Source organism: Sporosarcina luteola (genome assembly GCF_023715535.1).
Classification (GTDB): domain Bacteria; phylum Bacillota; class Bacilli; order Bacillales_A; family Planococcaceae; genus Sporosarcina; species Sporosarcina luteola_B.
Map to the genome: position 1 here is coordinate 72,167 of NZ_JAMBOI010000008.1, position 22,598 is coordinate 94,764.

The 22,598-nt window shown below is 39.9% G+C and carries 21 protein-coding genes; 3 read left to right on the forward strand and 18 right to left on the reverse strand.

The annotated features are described in order from the left end of the window. The first annotated feature begins 103 nt into the window (after positions 1–103). From M3191_RS13955 to M3191_RS13965, 3 genes are all read left to right on the forward strand, one after another. Positions 104–772 (forward strand): hypothetical protein, encoded by a 669-nt coding sequence (locus tag M3191_RS13955; protein ID WP_353056532.1) that lies wholly within the window; start codon positions 104–106, stop codon positions 770–772. A 328-nt stretch (positions 773–1,100) separates the two neighbouring features. After that, positions 1,101–2,249: an O-antigen ligase family protein gene (locus M3191_RS13960; RefSeq protein ID WP_251700984.1), complete on the forward strand. Its 1,149-nt coding sequence runs from the start codon at positions 1,101–1,103 to the stop codon at positions 2,247–2,249. Between the two features lie 38 nt (positions 2,250–2,287). Continuing rightward, positions 2,288–3,193, forward strand: coding sequence for a glycosyltransferase (locus M3191_RS13965; RefSeq protein WP_251700985.1), 906 nt, complete (start codon positions 2,288–2,290; stop codon positions 3,191–3,193). A gap of 177 nt (positions 3,194–3,370) precedes the next feature. Here M3191_RS13965 and M3191_RS13970 read toward each other — a convergent pair whose 3' ends face one another. The 18 genes from M3191_RS13970 to M3191_RS14055 form a co-directional block, all read right to left on the reverse strand. After that, on the reverse strand, positions 3,371–4,444 hold the full coding sequence (locus M3191_RS13970; protein WP_251701005.1) for a polysaccharide deacetylase family protein: 1,074 nt from the start codon (positions 4,442–4,444) through the stop codon (positions 3,371–3,373). Between the two features lie 51 nt (positions 4,445–4,495). Continuing rightward, complete coding sequence (locus M3191_RS13975) at positions 4,496–6,187, reverse strand: GNAT family N-acetyltransferase (RefSeq protein ID WP_251700986.1); 1,692 nt, start codon at positions 6,185–6,187, stop codon at positions 4,496–4,498. A gap of 23 nt (positions 6,188–6,210) precedes the next feature. Continuing rightward, a complete protein-coding gene (locus M3191_RS13980) occupies positions 6,211–7,137 on the reverse strand; it encodes an NAD-dependent epimerase/dehydratase family protein (RefSeq protein WP_251700987.1) in 927 nt (308 codons plus the stop codon). A gap of 2 nt (positions 7,138–7,139) precedes the next feature. After that, positions 7,140–8,258, reverse strand: coding sequence for a glycosyltransferase family 4 protein (locus M3191_RS13985; protein ID WP_251700988.1), 1,119 nt, complete (start codon positions 8,256–8,258; stop codon positions 7,140–7,142). 28 nt (positions 8,259–8,286) lie between these two features. Continuing rightward, the gene (locus tag M3191_RS13990) at positions 8,287–8,904 is read right to left on the reverse strand and encodes a sugar transferase (RefSeq protein WP_251701006.1); all 618 of its coding nucleotides are present in this window, start codon (positions 8,902–8,904) and stop codon (positions 8,287–8,289) included. A 133-nt stretch (positions 8,905–9,037) separates the two neighbouring features. Next, complete coding sequence (gene murJ, locus M3191_RS13995; RefSeq protein WP_251700989.1) at positions 9,038–10,561, reverse strand: murein biosynthesis integral membrane protein MurJ; 1,524 nt, start codon at positions 10,559–10,561, stop codon at positions 9,038–9,040. A gap of 290 nt (positions 10,562–10,851) precedes the next feature. Further along, positions 10,852–11,619 (reverse strand): tyrosine-protein phosphatase, encoded by a 768-nt coding sequence (locus tag M3191_RS14000; protein ID WP_251700990.1) that lies wholly within the window; start codon positions 11,617–11,619, stop codon positions 10,852–10,854. Between the two features lie 47 nt (positions 11,620–11,666). After that, positions 11,667–12,371, reverse strand: coding sequence for a CpsD/CapB family tyrosine-protein kinase (locus M3191_RS14005; RefSeq protein ID WP_251700991.1), 705 nt, complete (start codon positions 12,369–12,371; stop codon positions 11,667–11,669). After that, entirely contained in the window at positions 12,364–13,104 is a 741-nt protein-coding gene (locus M3191_RS14010; protein WP_251701007.1) for a Wzz/FepE/Etk N-terminal domain-containing protein, read from the reverse strand. Before M3191_RS14010 ends, M3191_RS14005 begins: the two co-directional genes overlap by 8 nt. A 248-nt stretch (positions 13,105–13,352) precedes the next feature. Beyond that, positions 13,353–14,042 carry a FadR/GntR family transcriptional regulator gene (locus M3191_RS14015; RefSeq protein WP_251700992.1) on the reverse strand — a complete coding sequence of 230 codons (690 nt, stop codon included), beginning with the start codon at positions 14,040–14,042 and terminating at the stop codon, positions 13,353–13,355. An 18-nt stretch (positions 14,043–14,060) separates the two neighbouring features. After that, complete coding sequence (locus M3191_RS14020; protein ID WP_251700993.1) at positions 14,061–15,011, reverse strand: ornithine cyclodeaminase family protein; 951 nt, start codon at positions 15,009–15,011, stop codon at positions 14,061–14,063. 126 nt (positions 15,012–15,137) lie between these two features. Beyond that, entirely contained in the window at positions 15,138–16,604 is a 1,467-nt protein-coding gene (gene gucD, locus M3191_RS14025) for an alpha-ketoglutaric semialdehyde dehydrogenase GucD (RefSeq protein ID WP_251700994.1), read from the reverse strand. Between the two features lie 12 nt (positions 16,605–16,616). Further along, positions 16,617–17,546: a 5-dehydro-4-deoxyglucarate dehydratase gene (gene kdgD, locus M3191_RS14030; RefSeq protein WP_251700995.1), complete on the reverse strand. Its 930-nt coding sequence runs from the start codon at positions 17,544–17,546 to the stop codon at positions 16,617–16,619. A 135-nt stretch (positions 17,547–17,681) separates the two neighbouring features. Beyond that, positions 17,682–18,989, reverse strand: coding sequence for a TRAP transporter large permease (locus M3191_RS14035; protein ID WP_251700996.1), 1,308 nt, complete (start codon positions 18,987–18,989; stop codon positions 17,682–17,684). Continuing rightward, positions 18,986–19,480: a TRAP transporter small permease gene (locus tag M3191_RS14040; RefSeq protein ID WP_251696784.1), complete on the reverse strand. Its 495-nt coding sequence runs from the start codon at positions 19,478–19,480 to the stop codon at positions 18,986–18,988. The genes M3191_RS14035 and M3191_RS14040 overlap by 4 nt, the downstream gene beginning before the upstream one ends. A 19-nt stretch (positions 19,481–19,499) precedes the next feature. Further along, a complete protein-coding gene (locus tag M3191_RS14045) occupies positions 19,500–20,504 on the reverse strand; it encodes a TRAP transporter substrate-binding protein (protein WP_251696786.1) in 1,005 nt (334 codons plus the stop codon). 155 nt (positions 20,505–20,659) lie between these two features. Further along, complete coding sequence (locus M3191_RS14050) at positions 20,660–21,658, reverse strand: aminopeptidase (RefSeq protein ID WP_251700997.1); 999 nt, start codon at positions 21,656–21,658, stop codon at positions 20,660–20,662. Between the two features lie 56 nt (positions 21,659–21,714). Next, entirely contained in the window at positions 21,715–22,170 is a 456-nt protein-coding gene (locus tag M3191_RS14055) for a RidA family protein (protein ID WP_251700998.1), read from the reverse strand. Positions 22,171–22,598: the final 428 nt, after the last annotated feature.

Below are 22,598 nucleotides of genomic sequence, written 5' to 3' on the forward strand. Positions count from 1 at the left end.
CATTAGACCCCAATACACGAAAAAAGTTTTCATACCCAAGAGTCCAACCCATTTCTTTCATTGTTACATAAGATAGGAGGAATCGCTTGAAGGGAGAGACATGATGACGAATACGAATAATTTCGGGGATGAACAATGGTATCCACAGTTGCCTGAAGGCTATACAGGAGGGGCAGATGGAATGCAAGGACAGGGGATGGGAGGATTTATGCCTGGCACCGGCATGCCGAACTACGGAATGGACTGGATGTCCGGTGCGGGCATGCAGAATTTCGACATGAATTATGGAGGTTCAGCAGCTCAGCTGCCATTCGGTTCTCAAGGATTTCCTGGCGGAGGGTTCCCTGGGCAAGGCAGACCTGGATTCCCAGGCGGCGGATTTCCTCCTGGTCAAGGTGGATTCCCAGGAGGGGGATTCCCTGGCCAAGGACCGGGGTTCCCAGGGCAGGGTGGACCTGGATTTCCGGGTGGCGGATTCCCAGGGCAAGGCGGCCAGGGAGGCCAACAAGCACCATCCTCCCCGCCGCCGAACTACACACCGTCCTATCCGGGCGGTAATCAGGCACAGCTTTTCGCAGTAGACCCGGGCGCAATCAGAGGATGTTTGTTCAGGTATACGTTTGTTTGGACTTCCAGACGGAACGGTTTCTGGTACTTCCCTACATTCGTCGGCCGTACGTCTGTTGCGGGATACCGATGGAGATCAAGCCGCCGCAGATGGGAATACTTCGGGATTGATTTGAATCGGATCGATCAGTTTACTTGTTTTTGAACTGCAGAATCTCAGGCTGTTCGATATGAGCAGCTTGGGATTTTTATATATTAAGGAAGGTATCGTTTGAAAAGTATGCGATGTATATTGCAAAGAGTAGCTATGAAGAAATCTGTGTATAAAAAACTAAACTGGTTAATAGAATGTACGAATATGATTCTAGTACCAGTCAAATGTTCCTTCGCCTATCATGAGGCTTGTATTCATATGAATTAATAAGGAAGAAACGTTGTAAACTCGTTAGTATATAAATGAAAAATCACATGGGTTTTAATTATTATGTAAATCAAATAATAGCATTTTAAGACTAAGAGTAAAGGATGGGGCAATGGATTTATTAATTGACAGAAAGCAAATTTGTAACATATTGCTGTACTTGGCAGTTTTACTTGGCTTTCTTTCATATGAATATACTATTTACAGAAGTGCTTACCAAGCAATTCTAATTGCCGTTTTTTCTTTAGGTGGATTAATTTTATTCCTCGGTATAACCGAAAATAAAACGGCTTTATACTTCTATGAAACAGTTAAAAAAAATATGTTAGTTTATCTCTTATCTATCTCTATGCTTTTATCAACACTTGTCTCCTCATTAAAGTTAGGTTTAGTGACATATAACAGTATTCTGAGTGTAACTTTAACAATAATGACTTTTTATATATTTTTTTTATTCATTCCTATACTTCTAGGAAAGGATATAGATAAGAAAATAAAAAGATTGTGTTTTATAATAACCATTTTTTCAGTAATAGGAATTATCATCGGTGTTAATGGTAGTTTTTTAGGTTATACCCCAACTCACTTCCCTAGGGTATCATCTGTTTTTTTTGACCCTAATTATTTTGGTACTCTATGTGCCTTAGGTTTTATTCTTAACATTAATATGAAAGGAAAATACAAGGTATTTGCCTTACTAAATATTATTTCTTTATACTTCTCCGGTTCAAGGGCTGCGATGATTAGCTTATTTATAGTTATACTTATATTTTTCTTTTACAAAAAGAAGTTAAAAATAAAAACAATAGTATCATTTGTTTCACTTTGCCTCGTTGGATATGTTTCCCTTTACATGTTGTTTGAAGCAGGTTATTTCAGATTATATAACGGACTAAGTTCAAGGGATTATTTATGGGAGCTTTCCTTTAAATTAATAAAAGACCAACCAATTTGGGGATATGGTCACGGCGCAGTTGATGAGGTACTCCAGAATCTCGGTGCTTCAATTGGCAGCTCTCATAATGCATATTTAGATTTTATTATAGTATATGGATTACCAACATTTTTATTATACTGCATGGTAATAATGAAGGCCTTATACTTAGGAGCGAAGAATAATATTCCTCAATATGTGTTACAGAGTACATTACTACTCCTGATTACCGCGAATTCCATTTCAATAAATTTAGGTGGTTTAGGTCTTACATCATTACTATTCACACTGTTTTTAGGAATTTGTAATGCTATAGAACATAATTAGCTATGTGATTAAATGGACATATCTGAAAGGAGTACTCTATGAAAAAAATACTTTTTGTCAGAAATGAAAATGCTTTTCTACCGGAAATACCAGCTTATATAAAGTATTTTAATAAAACCAATGAATTTATTGCATATGACTCTTCAGAACTAGGCGGGAAACTAAATTTGACTGACTTTGACGTTATTTGGGAGTTCAAAGGATTTGGCGGTTTGAGAGTAACGAACCAGATTCTAATACATGAATATGCTTCCTTATCCACAGGAGCCTTTCCTATATTGAAAAATCAAGTCAAGACGAAAATAAACCCAAAGCCAAATTTAAGAATTTTTTTAAACAAAAATGTCAAATTAGGTTTCAATTTTAAAGACGATATTAGCTATTGCTATAGGGATATGGGAGTTGATTGTAATTTTTTTATAAAAGATGATAAAAAAAATAAGGATTTTGATTTTGTCTATGTTGGATCTATTTCAAAAGGAAGAGAAATTGATAAACTTTTATATACTTTTACTCGAAAAATGAAAGGTACGCTATTATTAGTCGGTAGTGTAGATGATCATCTGTACAATACTTACAAAGACAATAAAAATATTACATTCACTGGCAGGGTCCGATATCAAGAAGTTCCACAAATCGCTATTAACGCAGAATATGGTATTAATTACATGCCAAATAGGTACCCGTTTAATATTCAAACCTCCACTAAGTTGCTTGAATATCTGGCAATGGGATTAAAAGTAATCACAACAGATTATTTCTGGGTTAGACAGTTTGAACAGCGAAATAATTGTTCTTTTTTCAAACTTGATATTAACAATTTTAATTACAATGAGTTGGAAAAACACAATTACGTTTCTTCAATCAATATCGAAAACTTCTTATGGGAGAACGTAATTGAGCGTTCCGGTGTTTACGATAATATTCAAAAGCTTTTTTCATGATGCACATTCAAACTCTAAAATAATTATTGGAATATAGCATTAGTGGGTGATTAGTCTCTTGTGATGAATCAGAAAAATAAATTGGAATGCATATTATTTGTATGAAATACAACGAGCCTATTATCAACTTCTCATTGATGATAGGCTCGTTTCAAATTAATATTAATACTAATATTGTTAATCCGAATTAAAACTAATATGAGGACGTTCGGCCTTCCTTAGTTCCCAATTTGTCGCCACTTCCCCCATATTCATACTTTGCATACCATATGTTTCTCGCATCTTTGAAACATGATCGAGTATTTTCCGTAAAAAGGAAATGTTCTCCTCTAGGTGTGTCCCGAAATTGTGCGGGTGCCACCAAAGATGATAGATTTCACCCCGTCTAGCTGCATATTCCACACCTTTTTTGATCCGATTTAATCGCATTGGTTCCAGTGTTTTAAGTTTCGGGTTATAGGGCCTTAAAAACCTGCTCGACTGCAAATTCACTGGATGGCCAGGACTCTCTTCGCCTAAATTGAATGTATGGTGACCCGTTATATTTACATAACAATCCATTAACCGAATGAGCCGTTTTACTTTACTTCTGTCTTTATACCCACTTGCCCCGTATACCCAATTCTTTTCATTCCCGCGATATGATTGGATACCCAACTCTTTACAAATGTTTAAGTAAGCGGAATTCGTTTGATTCCTAGGAAAGACAAGCGATCGGATATCAAGGTTCTCCAAGCAAGGGACATTCAGTGCAGCTTGCAAATCAGCTCTGAATTGATCTGCATCCTGTCCGTTTTCCAGACAATAATAATGCGAAAATGTATGTGTCCCTATTTCCTGATAGGGTACTTGCAAAATCTGATGGACTAATGATTCCCCAAAATGATACGGATCTTTCCCCTCATTTTCACTGAGATTCTCCATTTTGCCATACGGGGAAAAATTCTGATCTATATAGGATGGCAGTAGAGCCGGAAAGTGTTCAATTAATTTCTTTTTTTCAGTGAAGCAAAGCATTCCTACCGTTGCCCAAGTTGCATGAATATCGTACTGTTGAAAAAGGGCTAACATCTCCGGAATGGCTTGACGTACTCCCAATATATTTTTTCCGTATTGTTCTTTCGTATATACGTCATGAACTCCCCAATTCAGTTCAAAATCCAAGGAAATGAGGAATGCCCCGTTATCAATCACTTTTTCTCTACCTTTTTTTAGCGTTTGAACAGAAGGCACTTCCGTAAGTCCCCCCATATCCAATAAATTCACTCCTTTCTCTAAAAATCCTAGTATGTTTTATGGTCTCTACAACTTTTCTTGTTTTTCAACCACTTGTAGCTTTGTTCTGCCGAATCTTGTTGAACTAAGTACCGACCTATCAAGTTGGAAGCCCGCTACTTCAAGCACCCTAATTGCATCCCTATCCTGTGCATTCACTTCTAAAAGTATGGAATGAATGAAATGTTCTTTGCTTACGAATTTGCAAATGTCCACAAGATTTCGCCGGTTCCACCCTTCCAACCATATTGCATTTTTTCGTAGCTCTTTTATAAATGGGATACTATTGAGCCGTAGCATTTTTCGGTTTGCCCAGACAATTTCCCCATCCTCATTGTCCCCTGCTCTGTAATAGCCTTGGTATCCCCCGTACAGTTTGGTGCAGATTTGCTTCAAATTCTGCTCCCTAAACCTTTCATCATAAATAGCATCCTTCAATTTCAGCTCCATAAATCCTTTTCCCATGCCGGGTTTTCTTGTTCGTTCAACTTCCTTTTTCATAATAAAGGAATGCTTTTTCTTCCATATGAATGAACTGATTTGATGCCACAATTGCTGAGCCGTTTGTTTCCTATCCATCTGATTTGGATTCTTAAACAACCTTCTCGTCATATATTTCAAATAGCCCAAGGTATCCCTCTTGAATTTTACGATTCTTCTATTTTTCTTCAGTAGATCTACGATTTTCCCTTTCAATGATTGAAGTTGCCTTAAAAGGGATGCCCGAAATCCAGTAGATGAAAAAATGATTTTTGCAGTGTGGTCGAGATGTGTATTCCAATCGAATTTATATGGCTCATTGCCAATGCTCATATCAAATATTTTAATTTCCCTATTATCGACAAAATTGATGATAGACTCCTTTTCCAACATTATTCCAGGGCTAAACGATTCGAATTCATCATCATAGCCCAACACATAGCCTACATACCGGCTTCCGCATAAGAACCCATAATTGAACGCAATCATCCTCCCTTCCACATAAAGGGCATCCACGATTGCTTTCAAACGTTCACTGTCCACCAGCAATAGCTCTTTATAAAAAGCACGTTCAGGATTATTTGCAAATCCACTCGTATCATCTCTTTTTTCCCATCTTTTTTGATGGAGATAAAATATGTGATCCAGTTCATCATGTGACGAAGTCTTATGCTCGACATCCCCTAAAAGATGGAGCTTTTTTTCTCTTCGTTCCAACTTGTACAGCTTTTTCCGATTGCTCATATATTCGTTTACTTGCAATTTCTCCAGATCGATAAACGGGGTGACGACTTTGTGGATTGTATGACCGTATTTCTTTTTTTCCATGAAGTTGACTAAAATTTTATATGTCGGACTGCTTTCTAATATTCCATGCAAGTTGAATATAATTTGAGGTTCTTCTTTTATCATCCGCTCTAAGATAAACTGGATTATTTTCTCACGGTGTTCATGGAGGATTATAAAATCCATATAATTTGATTGTCCTAATCCGATCATTTCATAAACATTACCGAAAATAGTTCTCTTTTTAATAAAGGGAGCAAATCCAACAAACTCTTTTCCATTTCGCACACCAATGATTTCAATACTCTTATCTTTTCCTAAATATTCTATCCAAAGCGAAACCCATTCGAATTCGATGAATGGGTTCGAGTTCTCGTTGGATTCCAATATTAGAGCCCATTTGCGTTTCACTGATTGCAATTGTTCCCATGAAGTAAGACGAACAAGCTCCATTTTAACGTCCTTCCGTTCAATATTTATATACTGCCTGTATACCGATGGATATAATGCTCAATTGTTTCATCTAACCCTTTCGAAATGGAATAGTTCGGTTTCCATACAAGCTCTTTTCCTGCCTTTTCGTTGGATAGGACACTTCTGACTAGCTCACCTTCCCGATATGGGTGGAAAAATGCTTCCCCATCAATCGACATTTTCTCGGAAACCGACTTATACAATTCACTAATCGCCAATTCTGTATTTGAGCTGATATTGAATATTCCACCCTTATTTTCAATGACGGCTTTCGCGCATGCAATTGCCACATCCTTTACGAAAACGAAGTCCCTCGTTTGTTTCCCTCCATAAATGATGCAGTTCTCTTTTTGTAGTAGCTTCAAAATGAGTATACCGACTACCCCTGCCTCGCCCGACGTGTTTTGCCTCGGTCCGTACACGTTTGAAAAACGTAAAATTGTCGGTGTGATATCATGCTGCTTACCGAAAGCTGTAATGTATAGTTCCGCTGCATATTTAGATATCGCATAAAAAGATTGCGGATCAACCGAGTGATGTTCATCGATCGGCAAATAGACAGGTTCACCATATACTGCTGCTGAAGAAGCGAAGACGAACTGACGGACACCGTTTTCAGCTGCATATTGTAGTAATTTCACTGTTGCCGCAGTATTCGTCTGAAAGTCGAAGTAAGGCTCCTTCATGGAATGCACAACAGAGGTCTGCGCAGCTAGATGGATGACGATATCCGGTTTTTCCGACTTGAATATACTCTCGACAGTAAAATCATTAATGTCCATCTCATAGAACTTGATGCCCTCAGGAAGATATGTTTTTGAACTAGAAGCCAAATTGTCAATGATTACAACTTCATACCCGTGAGAAACCAATTGTTCCGCGACATGAGAACCGATAAAGCCTGCCCCGCCTGTCAGTAAAACTTTCATTTTTAATCGTCCTTTCGTACAAGTGTACGGTAATAGGCTAGCGTTTCCTCCATCATCTGGGGGAAGGTGAATTTTTCCTCATACACTCTTCTTCCGTAAACTCCCATCTTCTTTTGTAGTTCGCGATTTTCTATCAATCTTTCAAGTACTTCGGTTAAAGCGGATGAATCATCAACACGCACTAAAATACCGTTCTCAGCGGTTACAGCTTCCTTAACTCCTCCTACATCAGTTGCAATGATCGGCAAACCGGCCCGCATCGCTTCCAATATCGAGAGAGGAAGACCTTCATATTCAGACAAGAGAATGAAAATATCAGCTTTCGCCAGAATACCATCTACATTTTGGAGCCAGCCTTCAAAAAACACTTTATGTGTAATGCCATTTTCAATTGCAAATTGCTCCACCTTCCCTTTTTCAGGCCCGTCACCGACGAAGTGAATCTTCCAACCGAGATGTTTCAGTTTTACAAGTGATTCAAGAAGCTGCAATTGCATCTTCGGATGCGCGAAACGTGCTATCATGATAAGCCGAGCTTCATGCGCTTCTCCGTGAATTCTTTGGGGAATTCTAACATCATGTACTCCGTTTTGAATACATATTATTTTACCTTTGGGAACGACTTTTCGCTTTATAGCCAGATCTCTGTCATACTCTGAAACTGCAATGATTCCTGAAGTGAAATAACTCGCTATTTTTTCCACCCACCGATAAACTATCTTTTTTGGATTTGGAACGCCATCTGTAAACGACCAACCGTGTGCTGTGAATACGACGGGGATGCGAAGCGAAGCGGCAGCAAACCGGCCAATAATTCCCGCTTTAGAGGAATGAGTGGCAATTAAATCAGGGTTGATTTTTTTAAACAATCCTCTCATTTCAATAAACGCTTTCATATCTGTTAAAGGCCGAAGTTCTCGGACCAGATGGCGAACGTAATGGATTGGTATTGTCTCAAGCCCTTGATGAACATTTTCCAATTTGCCTGTAACTAAGTGAATGGTATGCCCGTGAAGATGTAAATGCTTTGCAATGTCGCGGACGTGGATTTGCGCTCCCCCTACCGTATCCATCCTGGTAATCACTTGAACGATAGTAAGCTTCGTATCTTCAGAGGACAATCATTCACTTCCTTTTGTCATATTTCCATTAAAATGCTCCTCTTCCCTTCACTACGAGCACTATTGTCGACAATATGATCTTGATATCAAGTAGAAATGATTGGTTTTCTACATAGTAAATGTCAAACTCAATTTTTTTACCATGGCTAATTTCTGACCGTCCATTAATTTGGGCATACCCGGTCATGCCGGGTTTCACCATAAGACGTTTGCTTTGATAGAGGCTATAATGTTTAGTGATTTGAGGGATTTCTGGTCGAGGTCCTACGATACTCATGTTTCCTATTAAAACATTGAACAGTTGAGGCAACTCGTCTAAACTGTACTTCCTTAGTACTTTACCAACCGTGGTGACAGTTTCGTCAAAATCCGTTTTAAACATAAAATGATCTGGCACGCCTTCTTTCCAACAATATGCATGTCTATCGCTAAGATGACTTGTCTGTTCCATACTCCGAAATTTATAAATTGTGAATTGCCGAAATCCCTTCCCTGTTCTTATCTGTTTAAAAAGAACTGGTCTACCCGAACTTATAGCGACCCAAAATGAAATAATAAGGTATACGGGAATGCAACAGCATATTAACATAGAACTTACAATAATGTCAGAAGTCCTCTTAATAATTTGATACTTGTTGACTTCCATAGACTTCAATTGAACATTATGTTGACTTTCTTTTTCCAAATTTCACCCCTCCGGAAATAGCTTATGACTATCTATTCAATATTCATGCGTATATGCTATTATATTCACTTTCACACAAATACTTTAGGCACATTTAAGGGCATAATTTTCTCAACAAACTTTTAAAGAAATTAATGATTTTTTTAGATTCCTGGCCTCTAAAAAGAATAATTACGAGTAAATAAACAACACTTCCAATACAAACAACAAGCATCATTTTGACTACTTCATTCCATCCATACAATAGATATTCGTTCAGAATGTAAACAATTAGCCCCATAACTGTAGATGCTATCGTCGCCTTTATGAAAATGACCAAGTTTCCTTTTAATCCAAATGACCCTATTTTTCTCCGAAGATGAATGGCTAATAAAATTGAACAGAACAGAGCAGAAATACTTGTTGCAAGGGCAATTCCACCAATACCCATATAGGAAGATAATAGTAAACTTAATACAATGTTTAATGCGACTGAAATAGAAGCATTATACATAGGGGTTTTCGAATCTTGGAGCGAGTAGAATGTACGATTTAATACTTCGCGAAAGCCATAGCCGATCATCCCGATTGAATAGAAGAATAATGCATGAGATGTCATTTCAACTGCATGCTCATCAAAATGTCCATGCCCGAAAAGTAATCGAATTATTGGTTCTGCCAAAATCATAATTCCAATACTTGCTGGCACAACAATAAGTATTACACTTGAAGTCACATCATTAATGGATGCCTTAAAATCCTCAGTTTTCTTTTCAGCTGCCATATTTGAAATAAGCGGAAACATTACCGCGACAAAAGATAGGACAAAAATCCCTTGAACAAAATCATTCAATCGACTGGCGTAAGTTAAAGCAGATATCCCACCTTCAATTAGTGTTGAGGCAAGGGTTTTATCCACCATCAAATTGATTTGATCAATTGAAATGCCAATCATTACTGGAATAATAATAACTACTAATTTCTTAATATCTTTGTCAGCAAAGTTTAAAATCGGGATATATTGATAGTCTGTTTTCCTTATTGACGGAAGCAAAAAAAGCAGCTGAACGAAAGCCGCGAATACACTGCCAATGGCCAAGTAAATCATATTGAATTGATAACCGATGAAAATCGAAATCATAATAATTATATTAAAAGGCAAGCCAACCATTGCTGGTATAATGAATTTTCCCTTTAATTGAAGATAACTTATAAAAAGCTGTGTTAAGCTCGTGAAAAATAAACTTAACAATCCAATTCGTGTGAACAGAACTGCAGTTTTCAATGTCTCCCCATCAAATCCCAATGCAAAAATTTTTACTAATACATGAGAAAAACAAAGTCCAATGATGATGACGACTGTAGTTATGAGTAAGACAATATTTAAGAGGTTGTTTGTGAAGACAGATGCGGAATGATGATCTTTTTCATGCTCGATTTGTTTAAACATAGGTATATACGCTGTTGAAACCCCTAAAATAATGAGACTGAATAACACCGATGTGATTGTAATGGAAATAATATAAACATCACTAATAGAAGTTGCACCATAAAAAAATGATAAAGTAATATCACGCAAAAATCCTGTTATTTTTGATAAAACAGCAATAACCATCAGGATCAATGCAGTTTTCTTCATAGTTTTAATGGCGAGTCCTTCTTTGCTCTTTATTTTTCGTTCACATTCCTATCTTCTTTCCCGGACGGAAAGGTCATCTGTCATTTACATTCGTAAATATGGTCTCCGCTAAATCGTTTTAAGGAAAGACATACAACACCTCTGTTTTCATTACTTCCTCCTTTCCAATCCACCGATTTCTCACCAATGAAAATCTATCAATACCCTCGAGTGAAATTTGACATCTTTAAATATAGTCTCCCCTTTTACGGAATACTCACTATACATGATATAAATTCCTTATCAGCAAATTAGCCAATTGACTTCCACCATTTTTTTATTACCGGAACTTCCGGTTCTAGAATGATAAACGGCTCGTCATGTAAAATACATTTGTTGTTCTTCAAAAGGAGGTCAATACTATCGTGTTTTTTCTTCTTTTCCAAATAGCTGAGTCCTTCATAGAACAATAATGGCCTCGCTTTTGTATCATGGACATCCGATCCATATGTATGAATCAGATTTGCTTCGACAAGTTGCATTGAAAGTCTTTGAACACTTTTCCCGAACTGACCTGATAGGCTTCCTGCATTCACTTGTGCAAACGCACCTTGCCGAATTAACCGTTCAAGTCGCGCGGGCTTCTCGGCTATAGCTCTGTTCCTTTCAGGGTGAGCAATGATTGGTATGACTTCATTTTCAAGCATTGTTTGTATAACGCTTATTGTATAAAGAGGAATAGATTGTGATGGCAGTTCGAGTAACAGATAGCGTGATCCTGCAAGCGTCATCGCTTCATTTTTTATTATTTTTTCAATGACATTTTCGTGAATCCGTACTTCCTGTCCGGTGTGAAGGTTGATTGGATACCCCCCTGCTTTTAAGCAACCTGTAAGAAGTCGAATTTGACTTTCTATTTCTTCTTTTGGAACATGGTAATGCGGACTGAATGCATGTGGTGTTGCAACCATGTCCGTGATTCCTTCCTTCGCTGCCTTTTCCACGATACGTATTGTATCCTCTATTGTTTTCGGTCCATCGTCTACACCAAACAAGATGTGGCAGTGAACGTCAATCATTCATCTCACCTTCCTAGCAATAATAGAGTATAGACTGACACGGACATTTACTCTTTAGCACTATTGTAGTTGTAATAGTAATGGCCTTTTTCAAGTTTGTAATTGTTCAAAATGACTCCTAATACATTAGCCTTAGAATTCTCCAATAATCCCTTCGCCCTTTTAGCATTGTTTTTCTCAGTAGCTCCAGAACTGACGACTAAGATCGTTCCATCACATTTATTTGAAAGAATTTGGGCGTCAGCAACTAACAGAATTGGAGGTGCGTCGATGACGATGATGTCATACTTCGATTTCATTTCAACGATCAGATCATCCATTACTTTTGAACTAAGGAGTTCAGCGGGGTTTATAGGCATCTTCCCACAAGTAACAAGTTCCAGCCCTTTGAAATGGGTTCTTTTGATTACCTCGTCCAAAGCCCTTCGCTTTGTTAATAGATGGGATAAGCCAGGTGAGATTGTCGATTTAAACGTATAATGTGTCGTAGGTTTTCTCATATCCGCATCAACTAGAAGTACTCTCTTCCCGGCTTGTGCGAAAACAATAGCGACGTTTGCTGCCATTGTCGACTTACCTTCCCCAGAAAAAGAAGAAGTGAAAAGAAGAGTCTTTAACTTTTTGTCCGGACTCAAAAAATTAATATTCTCTCGAATAATTCGGAATTGTTCTAAAGTGATGGACTTAGGAGCATCTCTCGTAACAAGTTTACGTGACGCTGTTTGTGTGTTCTTCTTTCTCTTCTTAAACATCCTGCCTTCCCCTTCTCCATATCCGACCTAATAACCCTTTTATTTTATTGACATCCACTTCTGAAATAGGACTTACAATCCCAATAACCGGAAATCCTAAGAATTCTTCAATGTCACGCTCTGTTTTAACCGTCATATCTAAATAATTTATGAGGAACGCCATTCCGACTCCTATCATCAATCCACTGACAGCCGCGATTGTCATATTAAGTAACGGATTTGGCTTAGCAGGTATCGGTTTCTCGAGATAGACAGCTGGCGAGAGGATGTAAACGTTATTAACGTTCATTAGTATTTGGATTTCCTCTTGGAGAACTTCTACAATTGTATTGGCTATATCTACAGATCTATAATGTTCCGGATCGTTAACACTAATTTTAATAACTTGGGAGTCTTGTGTAGTTTCGACCTTTAGCTTTTTTTCAAGTTTAGCCGGTGTTGTATCCAAGTCCAGATTTTCAATGACCTTCGTAAGAATTGCGGGACTTTTGATAATGACGGTATATGTATTAATGAGTTGAATATTCGTCTGAATATCCTGCGAATTAACTTGGATTTGTTCCGTCTGTTTTTGATTGATGAGGATTTGTGTTGACGCTTGGTAAATAGGAGTCAAGAAAAGGTAGCTTATAATTCCAGTTAGTATCACTGCGAATAGGGCCGTACTAATAATGAATACTGACCGCCTTTTTAATACTCTAAACAAATCATGCAGACTGATCGTTTCTTCAATAGGCATAATTCTCTCCTTTACAGCGAATTGTCATAGCTCTGCTGAACCCCTCGTTGCCACAAGACGTTCATCCTTCATACTATTCAACTCGAATATCTTTTGACACAGTATCATTCAAAAAAATTCATGAACAGTTCCCTATAGATTTTTCCCAACACCAAAAAAGCATGAACGGTGAAATGATCCGTCCATGCTTGCATTATTAAATCATTAAAAAAAGCCCGCAGCCAAATGCGGACTATTTCCCACTATTCCTTTTCAACGTTATCCAAAAGTTTAGCTCTGACAAAGCTCAAATGCTTATACATTTGTTTGAATGCTTCATAAGGATCCCTGTTTTTCAGCGCCTCGTAGATTGCTAAATGATGTTCCACAGTGACGTCAGGTTCACGGTACGGAATTAGGCTATCCGTTTTTTCGTGGGAAATCAGCAGTGATTCAATCATTCCTTCAACAACCGGGTTGTTGGCGCTTTGTGCGATGATCCGATGGAATTCCTTGTCCAATCGACCATAGTCGCCTTCTGGATTGGCTTGGATACTGTCGATGGTTTCTTTTAACAGCTCAAGCTTGTCGTCTGTTATTTTTTCCGCGGCGATGGTGACAAGTCCCAACTCCAAAGACATCCGGGCTTCAATAACTGCCGGAACATTATTGATGGATAAGGCGAGCATCACTTTAAATGGGTTACTGCCGACTTTTTCGTTGACAAATGTCCCCCCGCGCGGCCTTCTCGTAATTATTTCCAAGGTCTCCAGCGAGCTTAGAGCTTCACGTAAAACAGGTCGGCTCACATCAAACTGCTCCATCAGATTCATTTCCGCCGGCAACTTATCACCAGGCTTGAGTTGTCCACTCATGAGCAGTTGGACAATCTGTTCCAATACCAATTGTGAAAGGGTGCTTCTGCGGACTGTATCCATTTTATATTCTTTCATAGGCTCCTCCTTTCATTTCTAAATTACTCTTACAGTGCTCGTCATTCGTTCATAGACCAATTTCGCCGTCAGGATGTCAAGAATGGAGATGCCTACAGACTTGAAAAGCGTTGTTTTTTGCTTCATCTCATCATTTTCCCCACCTTGTACAAGGCTTTTCAGTTCAGGAACCGTCTCCTCGCTATGGCCGAATTCTCTGGCTTTCTTCATCTCGCCGCACTCGGAAAACGCGGCGTGCGTATCGACGTAGAGGTGATCCACTTCTTTGATGATGGCGTCAGGAATTTCCTGCATGAATGATTTGAATGCACCTGAACCCGCGAAATGCTTTCCAGTCAGGTCCACGGATCCATCATAAAGGATGACTGGGTCAGTTGAAGTTGTTGTCGTAATGATGAGTTGTGCTTCTGACAAAATCGTTTCAGGAGTAGAAATTTCAAAGCCGATTGCTGGGAACTCCTTTTTCGCTCTCTCCATAAAAGGATGAAGTCTTTCCTGACTACGATTATACACCAAAACCCGCTTTATTTGTCTGACAGCACATGCCGCCTGTAAATGACTCCACCCTTGGTCTCCTGTACCGATTACACCAACCGTATCCACATCATTTGCCGCCAAGTACTTCATACCCACCCCACTGACAGCACCGGTCCTCATGGCAGTGATCGTTCGAGCGTCCATTATAGCAAGCGGTTTCATTGTCTTCCTATCATTCAATAAAAAGATGCCCCGTAATGTCGCTTCACCGATTTCTGCATTTCCAGGCGCGATTCCAATTACTTTCGCCCCAAAATAATCCTCGTAAAAAGACGGCATGAGCAAAGCGGAATTGTCGTCGTCATTGATGAACAAACGATCTGGAATTAACGATCTGCTCTCACCGTCATTCAAATAATACTCTTCGATTGTATCGATAATATCTTTAACTGTTATGAGGCTTCTGATTTCTTGTTCGTCAATAAAACGCAATGGTATCCTCCTCAATAGTAGGTTATCTCTATAAACAGAAGAGAGACCAACGAGTTTCGCTGGCCTATCCTTTTATATTTTAAAGACAAGGAGTTAGACGTATCGCATTACTCCTGCTTTTTCACCTTATTTGATAAACACTGTTTTAATCGCTGTATAGAATTCTTTTGCAGCTTGACCTTGTTCGCGTGAATGGGAACTGGATTGCTTCATGCCGCCGAACGGAGCTTGCAGTTCAACTCCGGCACTTTCCGCATTGATACGTACTAAACCTGCGTCCATTTCATTGATGAACGCCAGCATATTGCTAATGTTCGTTGTGAAAATGGAAGCACTTAGTCCGTATTCCGAGTCGTTCGCCAATTCAAGCGCCTCTTCGATTGTCTCCACTTTCATCAGGGCAAGGACCGGACCGAAAATTTCTTCCCTCGCGAGCGACATAGTAGAAGATACATCTTCAAATACAGTCGGCTCCACGAAGTAGCCATTCAATCCTTCTTTCTTCACTTCGTTTCCACCGAGGAGAAGTGTGGCCCCTTCCGCTTTCCCTTTTTCAATCGCGGAAAGCACTGTGTCCAACTGACTTTGACTGGAACTTGGACCCATCCACGTTCCTGCATCCATGCCGTCTCCGACAGTGATTTTCGCCACTTCTTCAAGCAGTTTCCCTTTAAACTCCTCATATACATCCTGTTGAACGATTACACGGCTAGTCGCTGTACATTTTTGCCCGGATGATTTTAATCCTCCGCTGATCGTAGCTTCAACCGCCAAATCTATATCTGCATCATTCGCAACAATTACAGGGTTTTTCCCACCCATTTCAAGTTGATATTTAATGCCTCTTGAAACGGCGATTTGTGCCAGTTGTTTGCCAACCGAATTCGAACCTGTGAATGTAATGGCATCGATTTCTTTATGGTTCGCCATTTCCGGTCCGATAAGAGATCCGGAACCTGTCACCAAGTTCACTACGCCGGCTGGAATACCTGCGTCATGTAAGCACTCGATGATTTTCGCACTCGTCACCGCTGTCTCACTTGCCGGTTTAAGGACAACAGCGTTTCCATAGATGAGAGCAGGCGCCATCTTCCAAATCGGAATGGCTACCGGGAAGTTCCATGGTGTTATGACTCCGACAACCCCTACTGGAACTCTCGTCGTGAACATCAACGCTTCACTGTCAGTCGAAGGGATCACATCGCCTACCGATCGCATTCCCTCACCTGCATAATACCGTAAAATCGCTACGCCACGCGCCGTTTCGCCTTTCGCTTCCGGGAACGTCTTACCCATTTCGAGAGTCATCGCTGTTGCAATGTCTTCGATACGCTCTTCCATAATGGACGCAGCTTTCAACAAATAATCTCCTCGTACATTACCGGTCAGCTTGCGCCATGTTTTTTGGGCTCTGCGCGCAGCAGAAGCCGCTTTGTCGAAATCATTGCTGTTGGAAAGCTGATAGGCACCAACCACTTCGTCTTTTCGAGCCGGATTTTTACTGACGCCTGTTTTGCCTGTTTCAGACGCGACCCATTCACCGTCAATGTAATTCAAGTAGGTTTTTGTTTTTGCTTCTGTTGTAGTTGTCATAATTTCCTCCTATTAGACCGCTGTAACTTTAGCAGGGTATTTTTCCAATGCCTTTTCGATAATGACTTTCAACTCTTCATAATGCCCATCTTCGACAGGAGCAATTGGCGCTCGAACATTCGTAGTGACAGGAAGACCGACGATTTTCATGCCCGCTTTGATAAGCGAAACAGCATAGCCTTTCTTCTGTTTACGAATACGGTGAATTGGGAAAATGACATCCTTATACAATTCATCCACCAATTCTTTGTCATCGCTAAGAAGTGCCTCATAGTATTTTGCTGAAATATGAGGGATATAGTTGGAAATCGCTGACGAATACGATGTGAATCCTAAGTTCACATACGCTGCCATCGTCACTTCCGCAAGCGGCATTCCATTGATCCACTCCAGACGGTCCCCGATTAGGTGTGTGAATTCCACGTTCTTTTCCATATTTCCAATACCGTCTTTAAACCCGACGAGTTGCGGTAGTTCGCACAGCTTTTGAAGTGTTTCAGCTTCAAAAATACAATTGTCGCGCTGATAGACGATCGCATTCAAATCCGAGCTTTGAATAATTTCTTTCAAGTAATTGTAAATGCCATCCTGTGATGGTTCGATCAAGTACGGTGGTAAGATTAAGTACCCTTCTACGCCAAGCTCTTCAGAAATTCGCACCTGCTCCAACGCGTGCGTAATGTTGCCGCCGACTCCTGTATAGAGAGGAACCTTCCCTTTTGTCTTTTCAACAGCCACTTCTACCATGGATCTATATTCTTCATTGCTTATCGCATGCAATTCACCCGCGCCACAAGCTACAAAAACTGAAGACAACCCTTCTTCCACTAAGAACTCAATATTCTTCCCCAGTCCAACTAAATCCAATTTACCTTCTGCATCCATTGGTGCTACGGAAAACCCTAATATTCCTTTCGGTGCCTTTGCTCTTGACGTTGCCATGTAAATTCCACCCTTCAAATATAATAGTAACTTTCTATATGTCTTATTGTAAGACAATTAAATTAGTCTGTCAAATGCTATTTTCATAAATTCAGAAAACAACGGCGCCCAGTTGAATGGAATCACTTAATTGGATCACCGATATCCAGCCAATGACGGTAAGAATGTTGAAAACCACGGCATGTAAGTTATTAACAACAACACTACGAAAATAGCACCGTAAAAGCGCAATAAATGCGGCAAAACCTTTTCAAGCTTTCGATCGGCCACTTTAATGCCGGCGAACAGAATATTACCGACAGGCGGAGTTATCGTTCCAATGCATAGATTGAACGTGAGCATAATTCCAAAATGCAAAGGTGTCATGCCTAACGCCATACAGACAGGAAGTAATATTGGCGTGAAGATTAAAATTGCAGGTGTTAAATCCATGAACGTTCCGACGAACAGCAATAGAATATTGATTGCGAGCAAAATGATAATTGGATTGTCTGATATCCCCAAAATTGCATCAGCCAAGAAGTTAGGAATCCCCGTAAACGACATGACCCAACCCAATATATTTGACGCACCAATTAAAAACATGATGATTGCCGACAACTTTGCACTATCAATTAAAATGCTATACAATTCTTTTATTTTTAATGTTTTATAAAAGATCGTTGATAACAGCAAACTGTAAACGACCGCAATTGCAGCACTTTCTGTAGCCGTAAATATACCGCCGACAATTCCGCCGATAACGATAATGATCAATAATAAGCTTGGAATTGCCTCCAGTGTGACTGTAATAAAATCCTTTAGTGAGATTGGTGTTTTATCAACGTAGCCATTTTTTTTCGTATAAAAAAATGCAACAACCATACAGCTAAGCCCCCATAGTATGCCGGGAATCACCCCACCGAGGAAAAGGGCCGCCACGGAAGTGCCCCCACTGATCAGCGCATAGGTGATCAAAGCTGTACTTGGAGGAATCAATAAACCCGTTGGTGCAGTTGCGATGTTAATAGCAGCCGTGAAGTCGCTGTCATACCCTTTCTTTTTCTGAATAGGGCTCATAATTGTCCCCATTGCAGATACTGCAGCTGTCCCGGAACCGGAGACGGATCCGAACAACATATTCGCTACAACGTTCGTATGAGCTAATGAGCCGGGAATCCTCCCCGTCAAAGCTGTCGCAAAATTGATGAGCCGGAGCGCAATCCCTCCTTTATTCATTATATTTCCGGCTAAAATAAAGAAAGGAATTGCCAATAAGGTGAAAATGTTAATTCCTTGAAACATCTTTAACGCGGAAGAAGGAACAGCTGACGAAAAACCTAATGATTGTGTAATGGCTAATATCGATGCAACAACCAATGTAATTCCAATTGGGACACCTAAGAGTAATAAAACAGCCAGTGTCACAAGAATCAATAGAGCCGCTGAAGCTGCTACACTCATTGGAATTCCTCCTTTCCATCTCCGTGATACTCTTGGACAGCTTGGATAATATTCAAGATGTTGTAAGCGATAATCAATATCCCGCTGATCGGAAGAATCATATAAATCCAATCCAAGGTTATGTTTAGAGTAGGCGAAGCCTGTATGGCACCGACTCCTACAAAATCCTTTCCTCCCATTAGAAAGACAATGACTGCAATGACCATAATCAGCAATTCCGTAAAGATGGATAGCGCAAGGCCCCATGCTCCTGTTAACTTATCTGGAATAATGGACAATCGCATATGATCTTTTTTCCCAAATACAAGTGCAGCGCCAAGCAAGGAAACCCATACAAATGAATAGCTCAACAAATCCTCCGACACTGTGCTAGGAGTTTTAAAGGCATATCGTGTAATCACTTGGTACGTTGCTAGAAATGTCATGAAAGCTAAGAGGAAAGCACATATCCCAGCAAGCGATTTATCTAAAATGCTTCTCACCTTGATCATCGTTATCATCTTCTTTCCATTAGTTCTGGATTTGTTGAACCAGGTCATACAACTCTTGCAATTTTGGATTTCCCTTCAACAAAGCTTCTTTGACAGGCTGCTGCATTTCTTCGAATGGTTTTTTGTCGACGGTAATAAACTCGACGCCCATTTCTTCTGCTTCCTCAATCGCTTCTGCAATTTGATTGTCCCATTCTCCGTTGGCAACTTGTGTACTTAACTTGAACGCCTCTTGAAACACTTCTTTTTCATCTGTCAAGGAATCCATGAATTTCGTACTTACGACGAACACGTCTGTAAAGATTTGGTGTTCCGTACGAGAATAGTATTTTGCCACTTCCCCATGTTTCATCTTCACAAGTGCCATCTCAGGGTTCGTTCCAGCATCAATGACACGATTCTGCAGGGCGGTATATACTTCTCCATACGCCATAACGACTGCTGCTGCATTAAAGCCTTGAACCATCTTCACATTCGCTTCACTGGACTGAACACGAATCTTCAATCCTTTAAGGTCTTCGGGCTTTTCAACTCTCTTTGAGGCGTAGATATTATTTACGCCATTAGCAAACCAGGTAACGCCCTGAATGCCCTTATCGACCGTTGAGTTATAAATCTCATTGACGAACTCTTCATTCTCCATGACTTCTCGGAAACTTGCTTCATCGTTAAACAAGTATGGTAAGCTGAAAATCTTATATTCATCTGCAAATGCTTCGAGATTGCTTCCACTCGTCACAACCATGTCCAACGAGCCCATCTGCAGTAATTCAAGCACTTCAGAGTTTCCGCCAATTACCCCATTATGGAAAATCCTCACCTCGTACCGGTCCCCCAGATTTTCCTCCACATGTTCTTTGAAAGCCTGTAAACCAAGTGCTATCGGGTGGTCATCCGGCTGTACGGTCGCAATGCTGATAATTCGTTTACTCCTTAATTCTTCACTACTCACAGAAGTGGAACACCCGGCTAAGGCTAGCATTAAGATCATGCATAAAACGGCAGCTGAATATTTTCTAATCATCCTCATATCCTCACCCTTGTATGATTATTTCCGAATCAAGCATCCATGTAAGCGCTTACCAACTGGAGCGTACGAATTACTGGCAACCTCTTAGTACGTCCTGTTGTCTTCTTTTGAGAGAACCACTTTGCATACTAAGAGGTTTTATTCATCTATTAGACAAGCAATTCTCCGTCTTTCATAATAACTCGACCATCAATCTCACAAGTCACCGTTTTTATTACCATATCAAGATGGAGCGGTGAATTGACATGACCGCCAAAGTTCAAGTTTTTACCGATTCCAATATGGATGTTGCCGAAAGAGCCTTCGTCAGGTGCCATATGGCCGCAAAGGATATTTTCTTTGTTTAACCCAAGTCCCAGTTCAGCAATATTATAGACTGTCGGATCATTGAATTCCGCCAATAGTTTACGTAAAATATCCGCCTCGCGACCACCTTGTATTTCTGTAATGAAGCCATCCTTAACGACGCATGTGATCGGTTCTTCAATAAGGTTTAATAATGGATGTGGAATGCTGCCGTCAAATACTAATACACCATTGGCAGTCCCTTCAACCGGTCCCAATGCAACTTCTGCGTTTGGAGGAAACGAAGCAGCTCCGGGCACAGTGGCTGTCCCATGATCCAATACAGGGTCTCTTCCTTCAATGCTGCACACCATATGCGTTCCGCCAGGGGCAGTAAGTGTGAATGTTTTTCCTTTATAATGAGGAGCAACTCGATTGACCACTTCAGTAACTTCATCAAAATCTGCAGTTAATCCACCTTCTTCAAACATGTGTAGAGCATAGTCTTGTAGCCCAATCCAACGCAGACGACCGTTCTTACTAGCATCTAATCTCGCTTTTGAATGATACATCGAATACGTTGTCGCTCCGAAAGCCACATCACAATTATTCATGGCAGCTCGTACAGCTTCCGTCGGTTCGGCTCCATGCCCTTCTCTTGTCGGCATTACAATCAAAGTCGTTTCAAAAAACTCTTTTGCATGTTTGTAAACAAATTCACCGATTTCCAACTTGTTTTCATCGGTAATGACGAGCACCTTTTCTCCTTCTTTTAAATGCGTAATACTCGTAAATAATTGTTTAATTCCGAGTGGTAAATCTTCCAGCATTTCTGTCCTTGATTTAACTAATACATTTTCCATAATTATTTTCCCCTTTTCATTTTCAATTTCATTTCAAATCCATTGCCCAATTTCCTTTACTCTACTTCAACAATGATTTCTACTTCTACAGGTGTCCCTCCGGGAAGAGAACTCGCCCCCAAGGAAACTCTGCTATGCTCTCCTACTTCACCGAACACTTCGATGGCCAAGGCTGAAACTTCATTCATGACTTCCGGCTGCTCGATGAAGTCTGGTGAACTCGCCACATACCCTTTAATATTGACGATTTTTCGAATTGAGTTAAGACTCCCTGTCATATTCCGGACAGTAGCCAGACAGTTAACGAATGCAATTTTCGCTGCATCTTGTGCTTCTTCGACTGTAACTGTATTTCCTACAATTCCTTGATATTTTAAAACCCCATCTACCTTTGCTGCGTTACCGGAAACAAAAATCAAATTGCCGGTGCGTACCCCATCTTCAAATATGCGCTTATTTGATGGTGCTGAAAGTTTATAGCCTAAACCTTCAAGTTTTTCTTCATAATTCATAAGCGTCCCTCCCGTTGGAAAAGTTTACTGTTTTATAACACTTATCTAGACATTCAGTAGTCTGACTGTTATAAAATATCTCTTTTTAATATTGTAAGACAAATAAAATAGTAAGTCAATTACAAATTAATTACTTTAATGACATGAATGAAATTATAAACTGAATAGAAGAATTAAGCTTTAGTAGTTTCAAAAAAGTGCAAATTGAACTAGGAGTTTGTAAAGTTCATCTACCGTATCACCTACTACTTCATATAGGCGAGAGATGAAATCAAACGCCACTCAGATTTTCTAGCAAACAAATCGAGTAGGAGGGAGCGATTAACTCCCGACCTCTCACACCACCGTACGTACCGTTCGGTATACGGCGGTTCAATTAAGATTGTTGACGCAAAGCTTCGTAACGAGATATTAGACTTTTGAGCCCT

Bases quoted from the DNA above. Each gene is read 5' to 3' on its own strand.
- M3191_RS14050 (WP_251700997.1), bottom strand. From the start codon at position 21,658: ATGGAAAATGTATTAGTTAAATCAAGGACAGAAATGCTGGAAGATTTA.
- M3191_RS13970 (WP_251701005.1), bottom strand. From the start codon at position 4,444: ATGGGGGGACTTACGGAAGTGCCTTCTGTTCAAACGCTAAAAAAAGGT.
- murJ (WP_251700989.1), bottom strand. From the start codon at position 10,561: ATGAAGAAAACTGCATTGATCCTGATGGTTATTGCTGTTTTATCAAAA.
- M3191_RS13965 (WP_251700985.1), top strand. From the start codon at position 2,288: ATGAAAAAAATACTTTTTGTCAGAAATGAAAATGCTTTTCTACCGGAA.
- M3191_RS13990 (WP_251701006.1), bottom strand. From the start codon at position 8,904: ATGGAAGTCAACAAGTATCAAATTATTAAGAGGACTTCTGACATTATT.
- M3191_RS13980 (WP_251700987.1), bottom strand. From the start codon at position 7,137: ATGAAAGTTTTACTGACAGGCGGGGCAGGCTTTATCGGTTCTCATGTC.
- M3191_RS14000 (WP_251700990.1), bottom strand. From the start codon at position 11,619: ATGATTGACGTTCACTGCCACATCTTGTTTGGTGTAGACGATGGACCG.
- M3191_RS14045 (WP_251696786.1), bottom strand. From the start codon at position 20,504: ATGATTAGAAAATATTCAGCTGCCGTTTTATGCATGATCTTAATGCTA.
- M3191_RS13960 (WP_251700984.1), top strand. From the start codon at position 1,101: ATGGATTTATTAATTGACAGAAAGCAAATTTGTAACATATTGCTGTAC.
- M3191_RS14015 (WP_251700992.1), bottom strand. From the start codon at position 14,042: ATGAAAGAATATAAAATGGATACAGTCCGCAGAAGCACCCTTTCACAA.
- M3191_RS14035 (WP_251700996.1), bottom strand. From the start codon at position 18,989: ATGAGTGTAGCAGCTTCAGCGGCTCTATTGATTCTTGTGACACTGGCT.
- M3191_RS14040 (WP_251696784.1), bottom strand. From the start codon at position 19,480: ATGATCAAGGTGAGAAGCATTTTAGATAAATCGCTTGCTGGGATATGT.
- kdgD (WP_251700995.1), bottom strand. From the start codon at position 17,546: ATGGCAACGTCAAGAGCAAAGGCACCGAAAGGAATATTAGGGTTTTCC.
- M3191_RS13975 (WP_251700986.1), bottom strand. From the start codon at position 6,187: ATGGAGCTTGTTCGTCTTACTTCATGGGAACAATTGCAATCAGTGAAA.
- gucD (WP_251700994.1), bottom strand. From the start codon at position 16,604: ATGACAACTACAACAGAAGCAAAAACAAAAACCTACTTGAATTACATT.
- M3191_RS14005 (WP_251700991.1), bottom strand. From the start codon at position 12,371: ATGTTTAAGAAGAGAAAGAAGAACACACAAACAGCGTCACGTAAACTT.
- M3191_RS14055 (WP_251700998.1), bottom strand. From the start codon at position 22,170: ATGAATTATGAAGAAAAACTTGAAGGTTTAGGCTATAAACTTTCAGCA.
- M3191_RS13955 (WP_353056532.1), top strand. From the start codon at position 104: ATGACGAATACGAATAATTTCGGGGATGAACAATGGTATCCACAGTTG.